The sequence below is a fragment of the Amycolatopsis sp. NPDC003676 genome (genome assembly GCF_053587275.1).
This window is the reverse complement of sequence record NZ_JBSFNS010000020.1, coordinates 21,097-34,881: the sequence shown is the minus strand read 5'-3', so window position 1 is coordinate 34,881 and position 13,785 is coordinate 21,097. Positions and strand designations below refer to the sequence as shown.

At 65.9% G+C, this 13,785-nt stretch carries 11 protein-coding genes and 1 tRNA gene; 5 read left to right on the top strand and 7 right to left on the bottom strand.

From position 1 onward, the window contains the following. Positions 1 to 342: 342 nt before the first annotated feature. A complete protein-coding gene (locus tag ACWDNU_RS15450) occupies positions 343 to 2,460 on the bottom strand; it encodes a hypothetical protein (protein WP_449669284.1) in 2,118 nt (705 codons plus the stop codon). A gap of 498 nt (positions 2,461 to 2,958) precedes the next feature. On the opposite strand from ACWDNU_RS15450, the gene ACWDNU_RS15445 reads away from it, so the two are divergent. After that, positions 2,959 to 4,395: a pentapeptide repeat-containing protein gene (locus tag ACWDNU_RS15445; protein WP_449669283.1), complete on the top strand. Its 1,437-nt coding sequence runs from the start codon at positions 2,959 to 2,961 to the stop codon at positions 4,393 to 4,395. Positions 4,396 to 5,029: 634 nt separating this feature from the next. Here the strand turns inward: ACWDNU_RS15445 and ACWDNU_RS15440 are convergent. The 4 genes from ACWDNU_RS15440 to ACWDNU_RS15425 form a co-directional block, all read right to left on the bottom strand. Then, entirely contained in the window at positions 5,030 to 5,578 is a 549-nt protein-coding gene (locus tag ACWDNU_RS15440) for a hypothetical protein (protein ID WP_449669282.1), read from the bottom strand. A gap of 249 nt (positions 5,579 to 5,827) precedes the next feature. After that, a tRNA-Pro gene (locus ACWDNU_RS15435) sits at positions 5,828 to 5,901 on the bottom strand. 255 nt (positions 5,902 to 6,156) lie between these two features. Continuing rightward, complete coding sequence (locus ACWDNU_RS15430; RefSeq protein WP_370936768.1) at positions 6,157 to 6,927, bottom strand: enoyl-CoA hydratase/isomerase family protein; 771 nt, start codon at positions 6,925 to 6,927, stop codon at positions 6,157 to 6,159. Then, positions 6,924 to 7,814: a PaaX family transcriptional regulator gene (locus tag ACWDNU_RS15425; protein WP_370936769.1), complete on the bottom strand. Its 891-nt coding sequence runs from the start codon at positions 7,812 to 7,814 to the stop codon at positions 6,924 to 6,926. The genes ACWDNU_RS15430 and ACWDNU_RS15425 overlap by 4 nt, the downstream gene beginning before the upstream one ends. A gap of 121 nt (positions 7,815 to 7,935) precedes the next feature. Between ACWDNU_RS15425 and ACWDNU_RS15420 the strand changes: the two genes are divergently transcribed. Continuing rightward, the gene (locus ACWDNU_RS15420) at positions 7,936 to 9,573 is read left to right on the top strand and encodes an ABC-F family ATP-binding cassette domain-containing protein (protein ID WP_449669281.1); all 1,638 of its coding nucleotides are present in this window, start codon (positions 7,936 to 7,938) and stop codon (positions 9,571 to 9,573) included. A 43-nt stretch (positions 9,574 to 9,616) separates the two neighbouring features. Here the strand turns inward: ACWDNU_RS15420 and ACWDNU_RS15415 are convergent, their stop codons facing one another. Then, complete coding sequence (locus ACWDNU_RS15415; RefSeq protein WP_449669280.1) at positions 9,617 to 10,564, bottom strand: methionyl-tRNA formyltransferase; 948 nt, start codon at positions 10,562 to 10,564, stop codon at positions 9,617 to 9,619. Between the two features lie 137 nt (positions 10,565 to 10,701). Here ACWDNU_RS15415 and ACWDNU_RS15410 point away from each other — a divergent pair, with 137 nt between their 5' ends. Together ACWDNU_RS15410 and ACWDNU_RS15405 are read left to right on the top strand one after the other, a co-directional pair. Then, positions 10,702 to 12,039, top strand: a complete 1,338-nt coding sequence (locus ACWDNU_RS15410) for a lysine N(6)-hydroxylase/L-ornithine N(5)-oxygenase family protein (protein WP_449669279.1) — start codon at positions 10,702 to 10,704, stop codon at positions 12,037 to 12,039. A gap of 23 nt (positions 12,040 to 12,062) precedes the next feature. Further along, the gene (locus tag ACWDNU_RS15405) at positions 12,063 to 12,272 is read left to right on the top strand and encodes an MbtH family protein (protein WP_370936773.1); all 210 of its coding nucleotides are present in this window, start codon (positions 12,063 to 12,065) and stop codon (positions 12,270 to 12,272) included. 68 nt (positions 12,273 to 12,340) lie between these two features. Here the strand turns inward: ACWDNU_RS15405 and ACWDNU_RS15400 are convergent, their stop codons facing one another. Further along, the gene (locus ACWDNU_RS15400) at positions 12,341 to 12,931 is read right to left on the bottom strand and encodes a TetR/AcrR family transcriptional regulator (protein ID WP_449669278.1); all 591 of its coding nucleotides are present in this window, start codon (positions 12,929 to 12,931) and stop codon (positions 12,341 to 12,343) included. Positions 12,932 to 12,978: 47 nt separating this feature from the next. Between ACWDNU_RS15400 and ACWDNU_RS15395 the strand changes: the two genes are divergently transcribed. Then, entirely contained in the window at positions 12,979 to 13,785 is an 807-nt protein-coding gene (locus ACWDNU_RS15395) for an SDR family NAD(P)-dependent oxidoreductase (protein WP_449669277.1), read from the top strand.

Genomic DNA, 13,785 nt, shown 5'->3' with positions numbered 1-13,785 from the left:
GGCAGCAGCTGAACCCACGCGGGTTCTGGATCCGGCCAGGAAGCCCGTCCTGCCCTGAGCGCGAGCTGGTCGGAGCCGCTGTCCGGGGTGGCGTTGTTCAAGCAAGTTGCTCCGGAGCGCTTACGGACATGTATAACTGCCTTCACGGTCCGGCGTTGCCAGAGACCGACACTTGCGCTAGTCCGCACAAGTTGTGGGTCGTTACCGGTCGTCTCTCGGATAACCTCCTCGGACAAACTCGCGTGCAAGACGATGGGTACCGGACGGTGCTGGCTATGGCCCGGGGCAGCGAACTGTCGCCGTGTCGGCTCACGTCCGTCACGGGCTTGTGCGTTGCCATACTCAGGTTTTGCGGACGGCTCCGGTGAAGCCGGCGATGAAGAGGGTGGCGAAGGCCCAGGCGAGGAGTCGGAGTGCCCATCCGGTGGCGGTGAGCCATTGGCCGGTGGCGGTGTTGGTGGTGTCGCAGTGGGTGCGGGCACCGGTGGAGATGAGTGGTGTGCCGAGGTCGAGTCCGACGCCGATGCGTTCGATGAGGGTGCAGTCCGTGGGTGTGGGGTTGGGTGGTGTGTGGATTTGGGCGAGGCCGCCGTGGGCGCCAAGGATTGCGGTGATCACGGCCGCGGTGATGAGGGCGGCGAGGAGGCCGAGGAGTGCTCGCCAGGGTTGGTAGCCGTAGCCGAGGGTGAGTCCGGTGATGCGGGCCCAGGTGCGTTCGGTGCGTCCGGTGAGGGCGTGGCGTTGGATTTGGTCGCGGCGTTGCTGGATCAGTACTCGCCGTGCTTCGTGGTCGTGCCCGGCTGCCCGCAGTGCTGCGGCCAGTTGCTGATACGGCTGGGCGACGTAGGCGGGTGTGGCCTCGCGCAGCAGTCGCAACCAGGAGTAGGTCGAGATCCCGGAGGGCAACCCGTTGTAGACCAAGCCGTCGACATCGAGCCGGGACAGTGCGCTGCTGAGATGCTCCAATCGGTTCGGCGTGAATGTCAGCGTGCCCCCGATCTGAACGCCGGCTAGATTGATCGCGGCACCCTTGCCACCGCCGGTTGCCGAGAACCCTTCGCGCAGGAACACCTCCCCGGAGACTTGCAGCGCGTAGGCGTGGAGTGCGGGGCCGGAGTTGTTGCGCAGTGTCGCGTAGCGGCAGCCCAGTTGGCCGCCGATGCGAGCGCCGAGCAGCCGGACCGCCCCTTCGTCGCCGTCGCCGGTTGCCGAGAATCCATCGCGCAGGAACACATTCCCGTTGGTCTGCAGCCTGTCGGCGTGGAGTGCGGGGCCGGAGTTGTTGCGCAGTGTCGTCGCCCCGCTGCAGTCCAGTTGGCCGCCGATGCGGGCGCTGAGCAGCCGGACCGCCCCGTTGTCGCCGGTGCCGGTTGCCGAGAAACCTTCGCACATGAACATATCCCCGTTGGTCTGCAGCCCATCGGCAACGAGGGCGGGGCCGGAGTTGTTGCGCAGTGTGGCGGCGCGGCAGCCCAGTTGGCCGCCGATGCGGGCGCTGAGCAGCCGGACCGCCCCCCGGTCGCTGTCGCCGGTTGCCGAGAATCCATTGCGCAGGAGCACACTCTCGTTGGTCTGCAGCCTGTCGGCAACGAGGGCGGGGCCGGAGTTGTTGCGCAGTGTCGCCCCGTGGCAGACCAGCCCGCCGCCGATGCGGGCGCCGAGCAGCCGGACCGCCCCGTTGTCGCCGTCGCCGGTTGCCGAGAACCCCTCGCGCAGGAACACATCCCCGTTGGTCTGCAGCCCGTCGGCGTGGAGGGCGGGGCCGGAGCTGTTGCGCAGTGTCGCCCCGTGGCAGACCAGCCCGCCGCCGATGCGGGCGCCGAGCAGCCGGACCGCCCCCCGGTCGCTGTCGCCGGTTGCCGAGAATCCATTGCGCAGGAGCACATTCCCGTTGGTCTGCAGCCTGTCGGCGTGGAGTGCGGGGCCGGAGTTGTTGCGCAGTGTCGCCCCATTGCAGCTCAGTTGATCGATTTGAGCGTCGATTAGATGAACGGCCCCATCTGCGCTGTGCGCGACCACGGTCGCGCCGTCGAGGGCGAGGCCGCTCGCGACTAGTCTCGCACCGGAGAGCGGTGTTTCAGTGGGATGTTCAAGCCAGCAGCGCGACAGAGCGAGGTTGGCGAGGTGGCTGCTATCTGCGGTCATTCCTTCGTCTAGCAGGCAGTTGTTTAGGGTGAGCGATACGGTGGTGGTGATGTTGTCCAGGTCGACACGACCGGCGATTCGGACACCGCGCACCTGCAGACCGTGCGGGTCCGGGTCGGGGGCTAGTCGGCCGCGAAGGACGTCGCGCACGACCCACGCGCGGATCGTGCGCGTCTCTCCCCAGGCTCTCATTGCAGTCTCGTCCGCGGGGTGGTGTTCGCCGAGATCGAGACTCTCGCCGCGCTCGACGTGCTTGATCAGCTCGCGTTCTAGAGGCGTCAGTGGTTCGGGAGTGTCCGCGGGTGGCATGGTCATGAAGTCGGTAGGCAGGCATACGCGCGTTACTGTCCGGCGAGCGCAGCAGTACCGATGTGGACCGCGAATAGACCGCGAACAGTCGCAGATGGCCGGACAGCCCCGGACACAGCCGGACCAAACAAGTGCGGCCCCTGTCCAGGTTCTATCTGGTCAGGGGTCATTTTATGCAGGTGCTCGCGAGTACCCCAGCGAGATTCGAACTCACACTGGACGGGTTTTGAATCCAGGCAGGAGATGTGCTCTGACCTGCGTATGCGCGGCCTAAGGCAGGAATTCGGGGGTGCATCGGGGGTGGAACAAGAGCAGTCGCGTCCTGAGCGATGCCCCAAAGCTCCGGCCGCGCAAGTGGGCCTTCGGGTCGCTGAGTCGAGGCCTCGCCGGCTAGCCCGAGACTTCCTTCCCCGGGTGCGACCATTTGGGTGAAGGTCCTCAGGCAGCCAGCGCCCCCAACTGGAACCTCGGCCTTGAGGGTATCGAGTGGGAGAAGATGACTGCATGGGCGACGATGCGAGTAAACGCGAGGACGGTGAGCTGCTCGACCCCGCTCATCCGGCGACTCGAGGCACCAGCAGGCTGAGGGAACTGACTCCGAAAGCGATGTGGACGACTGCCGTCGTGATTACGGTGCTCACTACGGCGGCAGTCGTCCTGCTGTGGTGGCCGGCGACCTCGGGACTGAATGGCTCCGCCTTGGTTACCGCCCGGTTCGATGCGCTAAAGATCGGGCTGAGCATCGGGGTCGGCAGCGGCGGAGTTGTCGCTCTCTACCTGACTTGGCGACGGCAGCATGCCACAGAGGTCGATCTGGATACTCGAGAGCGCACACTTGCGCATCAGGAAGCTGTCGCAGCCGACACAAAGCGACACCAGGAGCGCATCGCTGAGGACTCGCGACTGGACGCGACCGAGCGGCGGATCACCGAGCTGTACACCAAAGCGGTTGAGCAGCTCGGCTCTGACAAAGCTCCGGTGCGGCTTGGCGGACTCTATGCTCTCGAACGCCTTGCGCAGGACAACGAAAGCCAACGCCAGACCATCGTCAACGTGCTGTGCGCCTACTTGAGGATGCCGGAGCCGCCAACAATCTCTGATGAAGGTGAGGTGCCCGACCGAAGAACACTGCAGCGTGAATACGCTCAGGAGATAGAAGTACGGGACGCTGCGCAGCGTATTTTAACGAGTCATCTCAAGGTGCAAAACAATGCAACCAACTGGGGTTCGCGAGACCTCGACCTCTCCGGCGCTCACCTCCGGAGTATTGACTTGAGAGATTGCAGTGTCGGGTCGGCAAGGTTTGTAGATGCGAATTTCTCCGGTGAGTCAAATTTCAACGACTCCATCTTCACTAAAGGAGGAGTGTTTTTCGGGGCAAAATTTTCCGGTTCCGCACTATTTAATCGATCGAAATTTAGCGATTTGACAGTGTTCTACTCGGCGAAGTTTGAGTCAACTGCTGCATTTTCCGGGACAGAATTCTCTGATTCGGCCGAGTTTGATCATGCTGAATTCGGGGGCGTAGCGTACTTCGCTGACGCGGATCTGATGGGGGGCGGAAGCTTTACGGGTACGGCGTTTAAAAGCGGGGCTACGTTTCGGGACGCTAAGGTCGGCGATGAATTGGGGCTGGACAGTTCGCTATTCAAGGGAAAGGTTACCTTTTCCGGAGCAAGGTTTTCGGGGCCCGTTTTACTTGAAAAGACTATTTTTACGGGTGACGTGAAATGCAATCAGTGCAGCTTTTCTGATCGGCTATCGGTAACTGATGCGAAGTTTCACTTGGAAGCAAACTTCACTAGTTCTAATTTTGCGAAAATCCCAAATTTCCACCATGCGGAGTTTTCGAGAGATCCAATGTTTGGTGGTGCGAGGTTGAACGGGGTTGAGTTCGACTTTGAGAACGACTGGCGCCGGAATCGGCGAAGCGTCGAATGAGGGCCCATCTGGCGACGATCTGGCCGAGCGCGTACTGCGAAAGTGTATAACGAACTACACGGCACCGCTTGGGACCCTTGCCCACATTGAAGCAACTGTTCGCGGAGTCGATGTCTCTTTGGCGAAACAAAACGTGCTCACTAGGCGACTAAACAGCCATGATGAGTGTTGCGGGGGAGGGAGCAGGCACCTGCGGTCGCAGGCTGAGAGGTTCAGTGTCCGTGCCCTCGTCTCGGCGCAGTTCAAGTAAGTCGAATTCGGGTGGAATATTAGCTGCGTTGAACCTCTGCTTCGCAAGTGATGATTGGCATAAAGTAAATGACTAAATTCTCGGAAGGCTACACTCGGAGTGATCACTATCGCGGGGTTCCCGTGGTGTTGGTTAACGAAGGCCGGAAATTAATAAGTCGGACTATTTCGGATTTCGATGTTTTAATGAGAGAGCTTCATGAGAGAATAGACAAAGAACTCCCGGATAGTGTCTCCGCCAGAATTATGGAGCATGATCGAGCCAACCGATCATAAAGCTCCATGTGTTGAACCGTTCCAAAATTCGATTGTAGCGGCGGTAAACGTCGACCGCTTCAGAGTGCAAGGTCTCATCCGATTCTGGAGTATCTCGATGCGTCATGAATCAACCCAATTTCTTCATTGCTTCGAGGGGGTATGTGCGCCGCCATTGGCGGGTGCCGTCGTGATCTCGGCAATCGAGATGGATCTGGGCGAGTTCAGGACGCCCGACTCTTTGGAGGCCGACCTTGATCGTCCAGGAGTCGCCTTCTTCCGCTGGTCCTAAAGCTAATTTGAGGCGGAAATTCGAGTTATCTTCTCGGCTGACGCCGAGTGTGTTGCCAACTGCTGATGCAGAGACCGAGTTCAGGGGTGGTCCTTTTATCATGGTGATCTCCACGGCAACCTCGCTTGACTGGTCGCCGAACAGTCCTAGAACGCACTGGAACTCGGGGCCGGCCGCCTCGTCGATCTGCTGCCGCTGCACTTCATTCGCGACTTCGGCTGCGGTAGCTGCACGCTCAGCGGCTGCGGCGGCCTGGGAGGACGATGCAGCTTGGCCCTTCGCCGCGTCGGCTGCCCTGTGCGCCGAGGTTCCCTGCCAGATGGCGATGCCCATCGCCAGGAGTGAAATCGCGGCCGAGGCCGTCGCGACGATCGTGGCGCTATCCATGCACGCTCCTTCCCCGGCGTCTTGGCGGCTAAGAGCGTTGGCCGCTGCTAGCCCAGTCGGCTGGCGGCTTGAAGGCGTTTCATGTGCCTCATCGCGAGCTGGGCGGCGCTACACGGTCACGTCGACGCGAGTGGTCCCCAAATGGTCCCCAGAGGTCGTAGCGCCGCTGTCCGCAGCAGGCAGGTGGTCAACGACAAAAAAGCCGCCTGACCTGGGCTTTCACCCAAGCCAAGCGGCTTGTTCGTCCGGTCGGGCTGACAGGATTTGAACCTGCGACCCCTTGACCCCCAGTCAAGTGCGCTACCAAACTGCGCCACAGCCCGGACTCCTCACTCCCCGAAGGAACCCCTCGTGGAGTGCGATGCGACTACTCTAGCGGGTCCCGAAACCGGCCCCGCAACGAGGTCTTCATTAGTCTCTGACCTGCGCAAACCCAGGCGACCGAGGTTCCCCGCGCGAGAGGCAGGACGACACCGCCATGATCAGCCGCCCCGGAGCCGCCAGCCCCGGCAACCCATGGGCACCCCAAAAAATCAGCCCTGGTCCAGCAGAAGGACCAGGGCTGGAGAGCAACCCGCTCAGCGACCGCTGAACCGTGCCTTCCCAGGCCCATCGGCCAGGAACGACTTCACCGCGCCCCGCAGGTCCTCCGTGTTGTACAGATCCGCGGCAATAGCCGTCACGTGCGCGTTCGCCTCTGGCACCCCGCCGTGTTCGAAGTGCGCCAGGATTTGCTTCGTCGCGGCGTGCGCCTGGGTGGGGCCCTCGGCGAGCTGACGCGTGAACTCCCGCGCAGCCTCGTCGAAACCTTCATCCGGGAGAACGCGGTTGACGACGTTCCATCGCTCCAACGTGGCCGCGTCAAAGGGAGAGCCGGTGAACACGAACTCCTTAGCCCGCGCCACCCCGGCCCGAGCGGCGAGGCGCTGCGTGCCGCCCATCGTGGGCGTCAGGCCGACGACCTTCTCCACCAAACCGAACTTCGCCCGCGATGCGGCCAGCAGCAGATCGCACGCCATGGCGACCTCGAAAGCCCAGGTCAGGCAAAGGCCATGCGCGGCGAAAACCGTCGGGAACGGCAGTGCGGCAAGGCGATCCGGCACCGTGAGCAGCTCGTCGAAGAGCACCTTCGCCTCAGCCGGAGAGGACTGCGCATCGAAGAGCGCGACATCGACACCCCCGCTCACGACGCGGCCTTCGGCGCGGATCAGGAGGGCTCGGGCGGGGGTTTCCTCCAGCGAGCTGATCGCGTCCAGAAGCGCGTCCTGCAGCGGCTTCGTGTAGAGGTTGAGCGGCGGTTCGTCGATGGTGAGCACGGCGAGCCCGCCGTCGCGTTCCAGCCTCGTCATGCTTGCTCCTCGTTCGCGGTCAGTTGGTCCCAGTACGCCTGCGCGGCGGGGCGCCATTCCACGTGTTTGCGGTGGAACAGTTCAGCTGCCTTGGCTCCGCTCCAGCTTGCGGGCAGCAGTTCCGCGGGCAGTTGGGGGTCGAGGAACGGGAAACGCCGCCACTCGTGCACCAGTTCGGTTTGCGCGCGCAGGACCGCTTGCGCGCCGGAGGGGGACACGCCGGTGAAGCGGTCGATGAAGTCCTCGTACCGGTCGGTCAGCTCGGACAGGTCCCAGGACCGCGCGACCATGCTTTCCTGGTCGCCGATCGCGCCGTACTCCGCGGTGAACGACATCGCCTGCGCTTCGAGGCCCAGTTCGGCGACGATCTTCTGCGCTTCGGGCTCGCGGCTCGGATCCGGGCTGACCCAGACGCCGGCCACCGGCGAACCGAAGCCGGCCCACGTGAGCCGGGTGCGCAGGCGGTGGCGCAGGTCGCGCTTCGCTTCCGGTACCGAGACGATCAGCATCAGCCAGCGGTTCTCCCAGGCGTGCGTGTCGCGGCCGAAGGCGTATATGCGGTCGGCGCCCTCGGTGAGCAGGCGCCGCCCGGGCGGGGTCAGCGACCAGCGGACGCGGCGGCCGATGCGTTCGGACACCAGCCAGCCCTCGCCCGCGGACCGGGCCAGCGCCTGGCGCGCGGACTTCTCCTCGATGTCGAGCATGCCGAGGGATTCCACCAGCATCGACGTCCACACCGGACGGTCGCGCGGCAGCACGTACTCGCCCAGCACGGTCATCAGCAGCGACCGTGCGCTGGCGTGGCTCACCTCGCGCCGTCTGCTGACGGTCGGCCGGGGAGCCCGCTGCTTCCCCCGGCCGAACGGGACGGGGGCGGGTTCCGCCATCGCTTTTCACCGACCTCACTGCTCTCGTTGGACCCGGCAACCCGCCCAGAGTACCCACTCGGAGTGACGGAGCCGACACGCGGCACGCGGCGCGAGCGGCACCCGTAAACTCGGCTGCGATATGAGCGCCACACTCGTCGCGAAGGACCTGGCCGCGGGCCACGGTGACCGCGTTCTCTTCTCCGGTCTCGATCTCGTCGTCGCCCCTGGCGAGGTGATCGGCCTGGTCGGCGTCAACGGCGCCGGCAAGTCCACCTTGCTGCGCACGCTGGCCGGGCTGGCCCGCCCGGAATCCGGCGAGGTGCGGCTGAATCCGCCGACCGCCACCGTCGGGCACCTCCCGCAGGAGCCGGAGCGGCGCGAGGGCGAGTCGGTGCGCGCTTTCCTCGCGCGACGCACGGGTGTCGCGACAGCGCAAACCGCGCTCGATGCGGCGACTGATGCGCTTACCGCGGGCATCGACGGCGCCGACGACGCATACGGCACCGCGCTGGACCGCTGGCTCGCGCTCGGCGGCGCCGACCTGGACGACCGCGCCGGCGAGGTCGCCGCGGATCTCGGGCTGGCCGTCGACCTCGACCAGCCGATGGTTTCGCTTTCCGGCGGGCAGGCCGCGCGCGCCGGGCTGGCGTCGCTGCTGCTCAGCCGGTACGACATCTTCCTGCTCGACGAGCCGACGAACGACCTCGACCTAGACGGGCTGGCCCGGCTGGAGCGGTTCGTCACCGGGCTGCGCGCGGGCACCGTGCTGGTGAGCCACGACCGCGAGTTCCTGGCCCGCACGGTCGACCGCGTGGTGGAGCTGGATCTGGCGCAGCGCCAGGTGAAGGCGTACGGCGGCGGGTACGAGTCCTATTTGGAGGAACGGGCGGTCGCGCGGCGGCACGCGCGCGAGGACTACGAGGAATACGCCAACACCCGCGCGTCGCTGGAGGCCCGGGCGGGCATGCAGCGCGCGTGGATGGAGAAGGGCGTCAAGAACGCCCGCCGCAAGGCGACCGACAACGACAAGGTCGGCCGCAAGTTCCGCAGCGAGGCCACCGAGAAACAGGCCTCGAAGGCGCGCCAGACGGACCGGATGATCGAGCGGCTCGAGGTCGTCGAAGAACCGCGCAAGGAGTGGGAGCTGCGGATGGAGATCGCGGCCGCTCCGCGCGCGGGCGCGGTGGTCGCGACGCTGCGGGGCGCGGTCGTGCGCCGCGGCGAGTTCACGCTCGGGCCGGTGGACCTGCAGATCGACTGGGCGGACAAGGTCGCCATCACCGGTGCGAACGGCGCGGGCAAGTCCACGCTCCTGGCGGCGTTGCTCGGCCGGGTGCCGCTCGACGAGGGCAACGCCGCGCTCGGGCCGGGCGTCGTGGTGGGCGAGGTCGACCAGGCTCGCCGGCTGTTCCTCGGCGACCTCCCGCTGGCGGACGCGTTCGCGCAGGAGGTCCCGTCGCTCGCCGACGCGGAAGTCCGTACCCTGCTGGCGAAATTCGGGCTCAAGGCCGCGCACGTGCTGCGTCCGGCGGCGACGCTTTCGCCCGGCGAGCGCACCCGCGCGGCGCTGGCGCTGCTGCAGGCGCGCGGGGTGAACCTGCTGGTGCTGGACGAGCCGACCAACCATCTCGACCTGCCCGCGATCGAGCAGTTCGAGTCCGCTTTGGACACCTACCCCGGGACGTTGCTGCTGGTGACGCACGACCGGCGGATGCTGGACGCGGTGTCGGTGACGCGGCGGCTGGAAGTCGACGGGGGCAAGGTTTCCGAGCGTTGACGAGACCTCGTGAGTGCCGGTGGGAACCGGCACTCACGAGCGGTCACGGACGGTCGGTGAGATACCCGCCCATGGTCGTGAAGTACTCCGCAGCCGAAAGCTCCCGGTCGTCGGCCGTCCGGACGCGTTCGATCCGCAACCCCGGCGACTGACCGCGCCGCGCCTCCCGGCCCGCGACGATCACCACGCCCTCGCCTTCGCGGATGAAGATGCGGCCAGGAGTCCCGCCGTAGCGACCGTCCGAAACCGACGCGCGCACGATGCGCAGTTGCTCGCCGCGGTGGTAGGTGAAGGCGTTGGGGTACGGGTCGGATTGGGCGCGAACCAAGCGGTCCAGCTCCTCGGCCGACCACGTCCAGTCGATGAGGCTGTCGCGCGGCGCTCGCTTGTGGAAGAAGCTCGCCTTCGTCCGGTCCTGCGCGATCGGGACGACCGTGCCGGATCCGATCAGGCCCAGCGCCTCCGTCACGAGCGGTTCGATGAGGTCGACGGTGCGGTGGAACAGATCCGTGGCGGTGTCGCGCGGGCCGACCGGAACGGCGCGCTGGGCCACGATGTCGCCCGCGTCAAGTTCGTCGTTCATCATGTGCGCGGTGACGCCCACCTCCGGCTCGCCGTTGATCAGCGCCCAGATGATGGGGGAGAAGCCGGCGTAGGCGGGCAGCAGCGAATCGTGCACGTTGAGCGTGCCGTTGCGCGGCAAGGCGAAGATCTCCGGCGGCAGCCACGTGCGCCAGTTGTTCGCGACGATCAGGTCCAGGTCCGCGGCCTGCAGCTCGTCGAGAAGTTCGGCGTCGTCCGGGCGGGTGCGCAGCAGGGTGCGGATTCCGTGCTGCTCGGCCAGTCCGGCGACCGAATCGCTCCAGATCCGTTCGTAGGCGTGGTCGCTCGGCGGGTGGGTGACCACCAGCCGCACGTCCTGGCCTGCGTCGAGGAGGGCCTTGAGGGTGCGGTGTCCCCAGGTCTGGTAGCCGAACATGGCCACGCGCATCGGCGGTGCACCTTTCGTGGTCGGGACGAACATCACCCAGACAGTACTAGTTGAGGCTTACCTAAGTTAGGTTAGGGTTTCTTGAGCATTGGTCAGTCGGGAACGGTGATGCGGCAGTGCCGCGCTAGGGGACTTTCATGTCACGAGCAGGGGCCGAGGACAGCCAGGTGCCGGTGTACGACGTGGTCGGAGTCGGGTTCGGGCCGTCCAACCTCGCGCTCGCGATCGCCCTCGCCGAGCACAACGCGGGCTCGGGGGAGACGGTCACGGCGCACTTCCTGGAGCGCCAGCCCCGGTTCGGCTGGCATCGCGGGATGCTGATCGACACCGCGACGATGCAGGTGTCGTTCCTCAAGGACCTCGTGACGATGCGGAATCCGGCCAGCGCGTTCACGTTCCTGAACTACCTGCACGAGAAGGGACGGCTGGTCGATTTCATCAACCACAAGACCCTGTTCCCGCTGCGCGTCGAGTTCCACGACTACTTCGAGTGGGCTGCGGCGAAGGTCGACGACCTGGTGTCCTACGGCAGCGAGGTCGTCTCGGTCGAACCGGTGCGCGACGGCGACGAGATCGCGTTCTTCGACGTGCGCGCCGAGGCGGACGGCGAAATCACCGAGCTCCGGGCGCGGAATCTGGTGCTGGGAACCGGATTGCGGGCGAAACTGCCCGACGGCGTCGTTGCCGGGGAACGGATCTGGCACAACAGCGAACTGCTGCACCGCGTCGAGTCGTTGCGCGGCACGGACGCGCGCCGGTTCGTGGTGATCGGCGCCGGGCAGAGCGCGGCCGAGGTCGCCGCCTTGCTGCACGACGAATTCCCTCGTGCCGAGGTGTGCGCGGTGTTCGCCCGTTACGGCTACAGCCCCGCCGACGACAGTGCGTTCGCCAACCGGATTTTCGACCCCGAGGCGGTCGATTCCTTCTACGCGGCAAGCGAACCGGTCAAGGAACGCTTGATGGGCTACCACGGCGCGACGAACTACTCCGCGGTCGACCTGGACCTCATCGACGAGCTGTACCGGCGGCGGTACCAGGAAAAGGTGCTCGGCGTGGAACGGTTGCGGCTGTTCAACATCTCGCGGCCGGTCGAGGTCGCCGACCAGGGCACGCACGTGCGCGCGACGGTCGAATCGCTGGCGACCGGCGAGCGTTCGGTGCTGGACGCCGACGCCGTCATCTACGCGACCGGCTATCTGCCCGCGGATCCGACGTCGCTGCTCGGCGGGCTGGCCGGGCAATGCCTCAGGGACGACGAGGGACGGTTGAAAGTCGAGCGGGACTACCGGATCACCACTGATCCCGTTGTGCGCGGCGGTCTCTATCTGCAAGGCGGCACCGAGCACACGCATGGCATCACGTCGTCGCTGCTGTCGAACACGGCTGTGCGGGTGGGCGAGATTCTGCAGTCCATTGTGGACCGGCGGGCGGCCGGGGCTGACCCGGTCGAGTACGCGGTGAGCGGGATTCGCTGAGCGAGCTGGGAGAGGACTGAGTTATGACGAATCCGTTCGAAAACCCCGACGGCGTTTACCGGGTTCTCGTGAACGACGAGGGCCAGCACAGCTTGTGGCCGGACTTCGCGACCGTGCCGGACGGTTGGCGGACCACGTTCGGTCCGGACGCGCGGCAAGCCTGTCTGGACCACATCGAGCAGAACTGGACTGACCTGCGTCCGCTGTCACTGATCAGGTCGGAAGAATCCTGAAGCCCGGGCGGGGAATCCGGTGCGAATCCCGGGTTCCCCGTCCGGTTAGCTGGGCTTTGCCTGCCGGATCAGGCGTTGGTGCGGTCCGGCAGGAGTTGAGCCGCGAGCGAGTGCGCGGTGGCGGTGAGCGTGGCCGTGTCGAGCCCGGTCCGGCTCATGAACACGAGCCCTTGTTGTGCGGCGAGAAGGGCTCGCGCCAGTGCGATCGGATCCGCTTCGGCTGGCAGGTCGCCCTCGCGCTGGGCGCGCGCGACGCAGTCGCCGATCAGCGCCGTGGACGTTTCGTAAGTGCGGTGGGCGTGGGCGAGGACTTCCGGATCCGCGTTGCCTAGTTCGCACGTGCTGTTGGCCATGAGGCACCCGCGCCGTGTGCCGGGGTCGTCAATCGGCGCCTCGATGAGCAGGCGCAGTGCGTCCAGGGCTCGCGGCGGCTCGGAGAGGGCTTTCCGGAGCGCGTCGTGGCTTTCGTCGGTGTAGCTGCGCAGCGCGCGGAGGAAGAGCTGCCGCTTGTCACCGAACGCCGCGTACAGGCTGCCTTTGCCTAATCCGCTGACCCGCATCAGGTCTTCCAGCGAGGTCGCGGCGTAACCGGCGTCCCAGAACTGATCGCGGACGGCGTTGAGCACCTGTTTCTCGTCGAATGTGCGCGGACGTGCCATGCGGACCAGGATAAAGGTTCTTGACCGCGCGGTCCACCATCCTTATGGTGGACCGCACGGTCAAGAACTCCGCGGCACGTCGCGGCTTAGGGGAAAGCGGGAAGCACGTGGGAAAGCTGGACAACAAGGTGGCGATCGTGACCGGCGGGTCGCGGGGGATCGGGGCGGCCTCGGCGCTTGCCCTTGCCGACGAAGGAGCCGACGTCGCGATCAGCTATTCGTCCTCGGCGGATCGGGCCGGGGCCGTGGTCGCAGAACTTGAGGCGAAGGGGGTGCGCGCGGCGGCATTCCGGGCCGACCAGGCGGACGCGGCGCAGGCGGCGGGCTTGATCGGGCGGGTGGTCGAGCGGTTCGGGAAGCTGGACATCCTGGTCAACAACGCGGCCGCGGGCGGCGGTGATCTCGTCGGCAGCGAGTCAGCCGACCAGGTCGCTGTCGAGCGGCAGCTTGCCGTCAACTACACCAGCGTGGTGGCCGGGATCCAGGCGGCAGTGCCGTTGCTGCCTGAGGGCGGGCGGATCGTCAGCATCAGCTCGGGAGTGGCCGCTCGGGCGGGTTTCCAGGGGATGGCGTACTACACGGGCACGAAGTCGGCTCTCGAAGGCTTCAGCCGGGGCGCGGCCCGCGATCTCGCGCAGCGGGGCATCACGGTCAACGTCGTCCAGCCTGGATTCGTTGACACCGAAGGGAATCCCGCGGACGGTCCGGCAGCGTCCATGTTCCTTTCGACCACAGCGATGGGGCGGTACGGCAGGCCGGAGGAGATCGCCGCGGGCGTCGTTTTCCTTGCCAGCCCGCAGGCCTCCTACGTCACCGGTGCGGTGCTGAGGATCGACGGCGGATACGCCGCATAA

Excerpts from the sequence above, each read along its gene's own strand:
- ACWDNU_RS15400 (WP_449669278.1), bottom strand. The coding sequence starts at position 12,931 with ATGGCACGTCCGCGCACATTCGACGAGAAACAGGTGCTCAACGCCGTC.
- ACWDNU_RS15405 (WP_370936773.1), top strand. The coding sequence starts at position 12,063 with ATGACGAATCCGTTCGAAAACCCCGACGGCGTTTACCGGGTTCTCGTG.
- ACWDNU_RS15440 (WP_449669282.1), bottom strand. The coding sequence starts at position 5,578 with ATGGATAGCGCCACGATCGTCGCGACGGCCTCGGCCGCGATTTCACTC.
- ACWDNU_RS15425 (WP_370936769.1), bottom strand. The coding sequence starts at position 7,814 with ATGGCGGAACCCGCCCCCGTCCCGTTCGGCCGGGGGAAGCAGCGGGCT.
- ACWDNU_RS15415 (WP_449669280.1), bottom strand. The coding sequence starts at position 10,564 with ATGCGCGTGGCCATGTTCGGCTACCAGACCTGGGGACACCGCACCCTC.
- ACWDNU_RS15430 (WP_370936768.1), bottom strand. The coding sequence starts at position 6,927 with ATGACGAGGCTGGAACGCGACGGCGGGCTCGCCGTGCTCACCATCGAC.
- ACWDNU_RS15410 (WP_449669279.1), top strand. The coding sequence starts at position 10,702 with ATGTCACGAGCAGGGGCCGAGGACAGCCAGGTGCCGGTGTACGACGTG.
- ACWDNU_RS15420 (WP_449669281.1), top strand. The coding sequence starts at position 7,936 with ATGAGCGCCACACTCGTCGCGAAGGACCTGGCCGCGGGCCACGGTGAC.
- ACWDNU_RS15445 (WP_449669283.1), top strand. The coding sequence starts at position 2,959 with ATGGGCGACGATGCGAGTAAACGCGAGGACGGTGAGCTGCTCGACCCC.
- ACWDNU_RS15450 (WP_449669284.1), bottom strand. The coding sequence starts at position 2,460 with ATGACCATGCCACCCGCGGACACTCCCGAACCACTGACGCCTCTAGAA.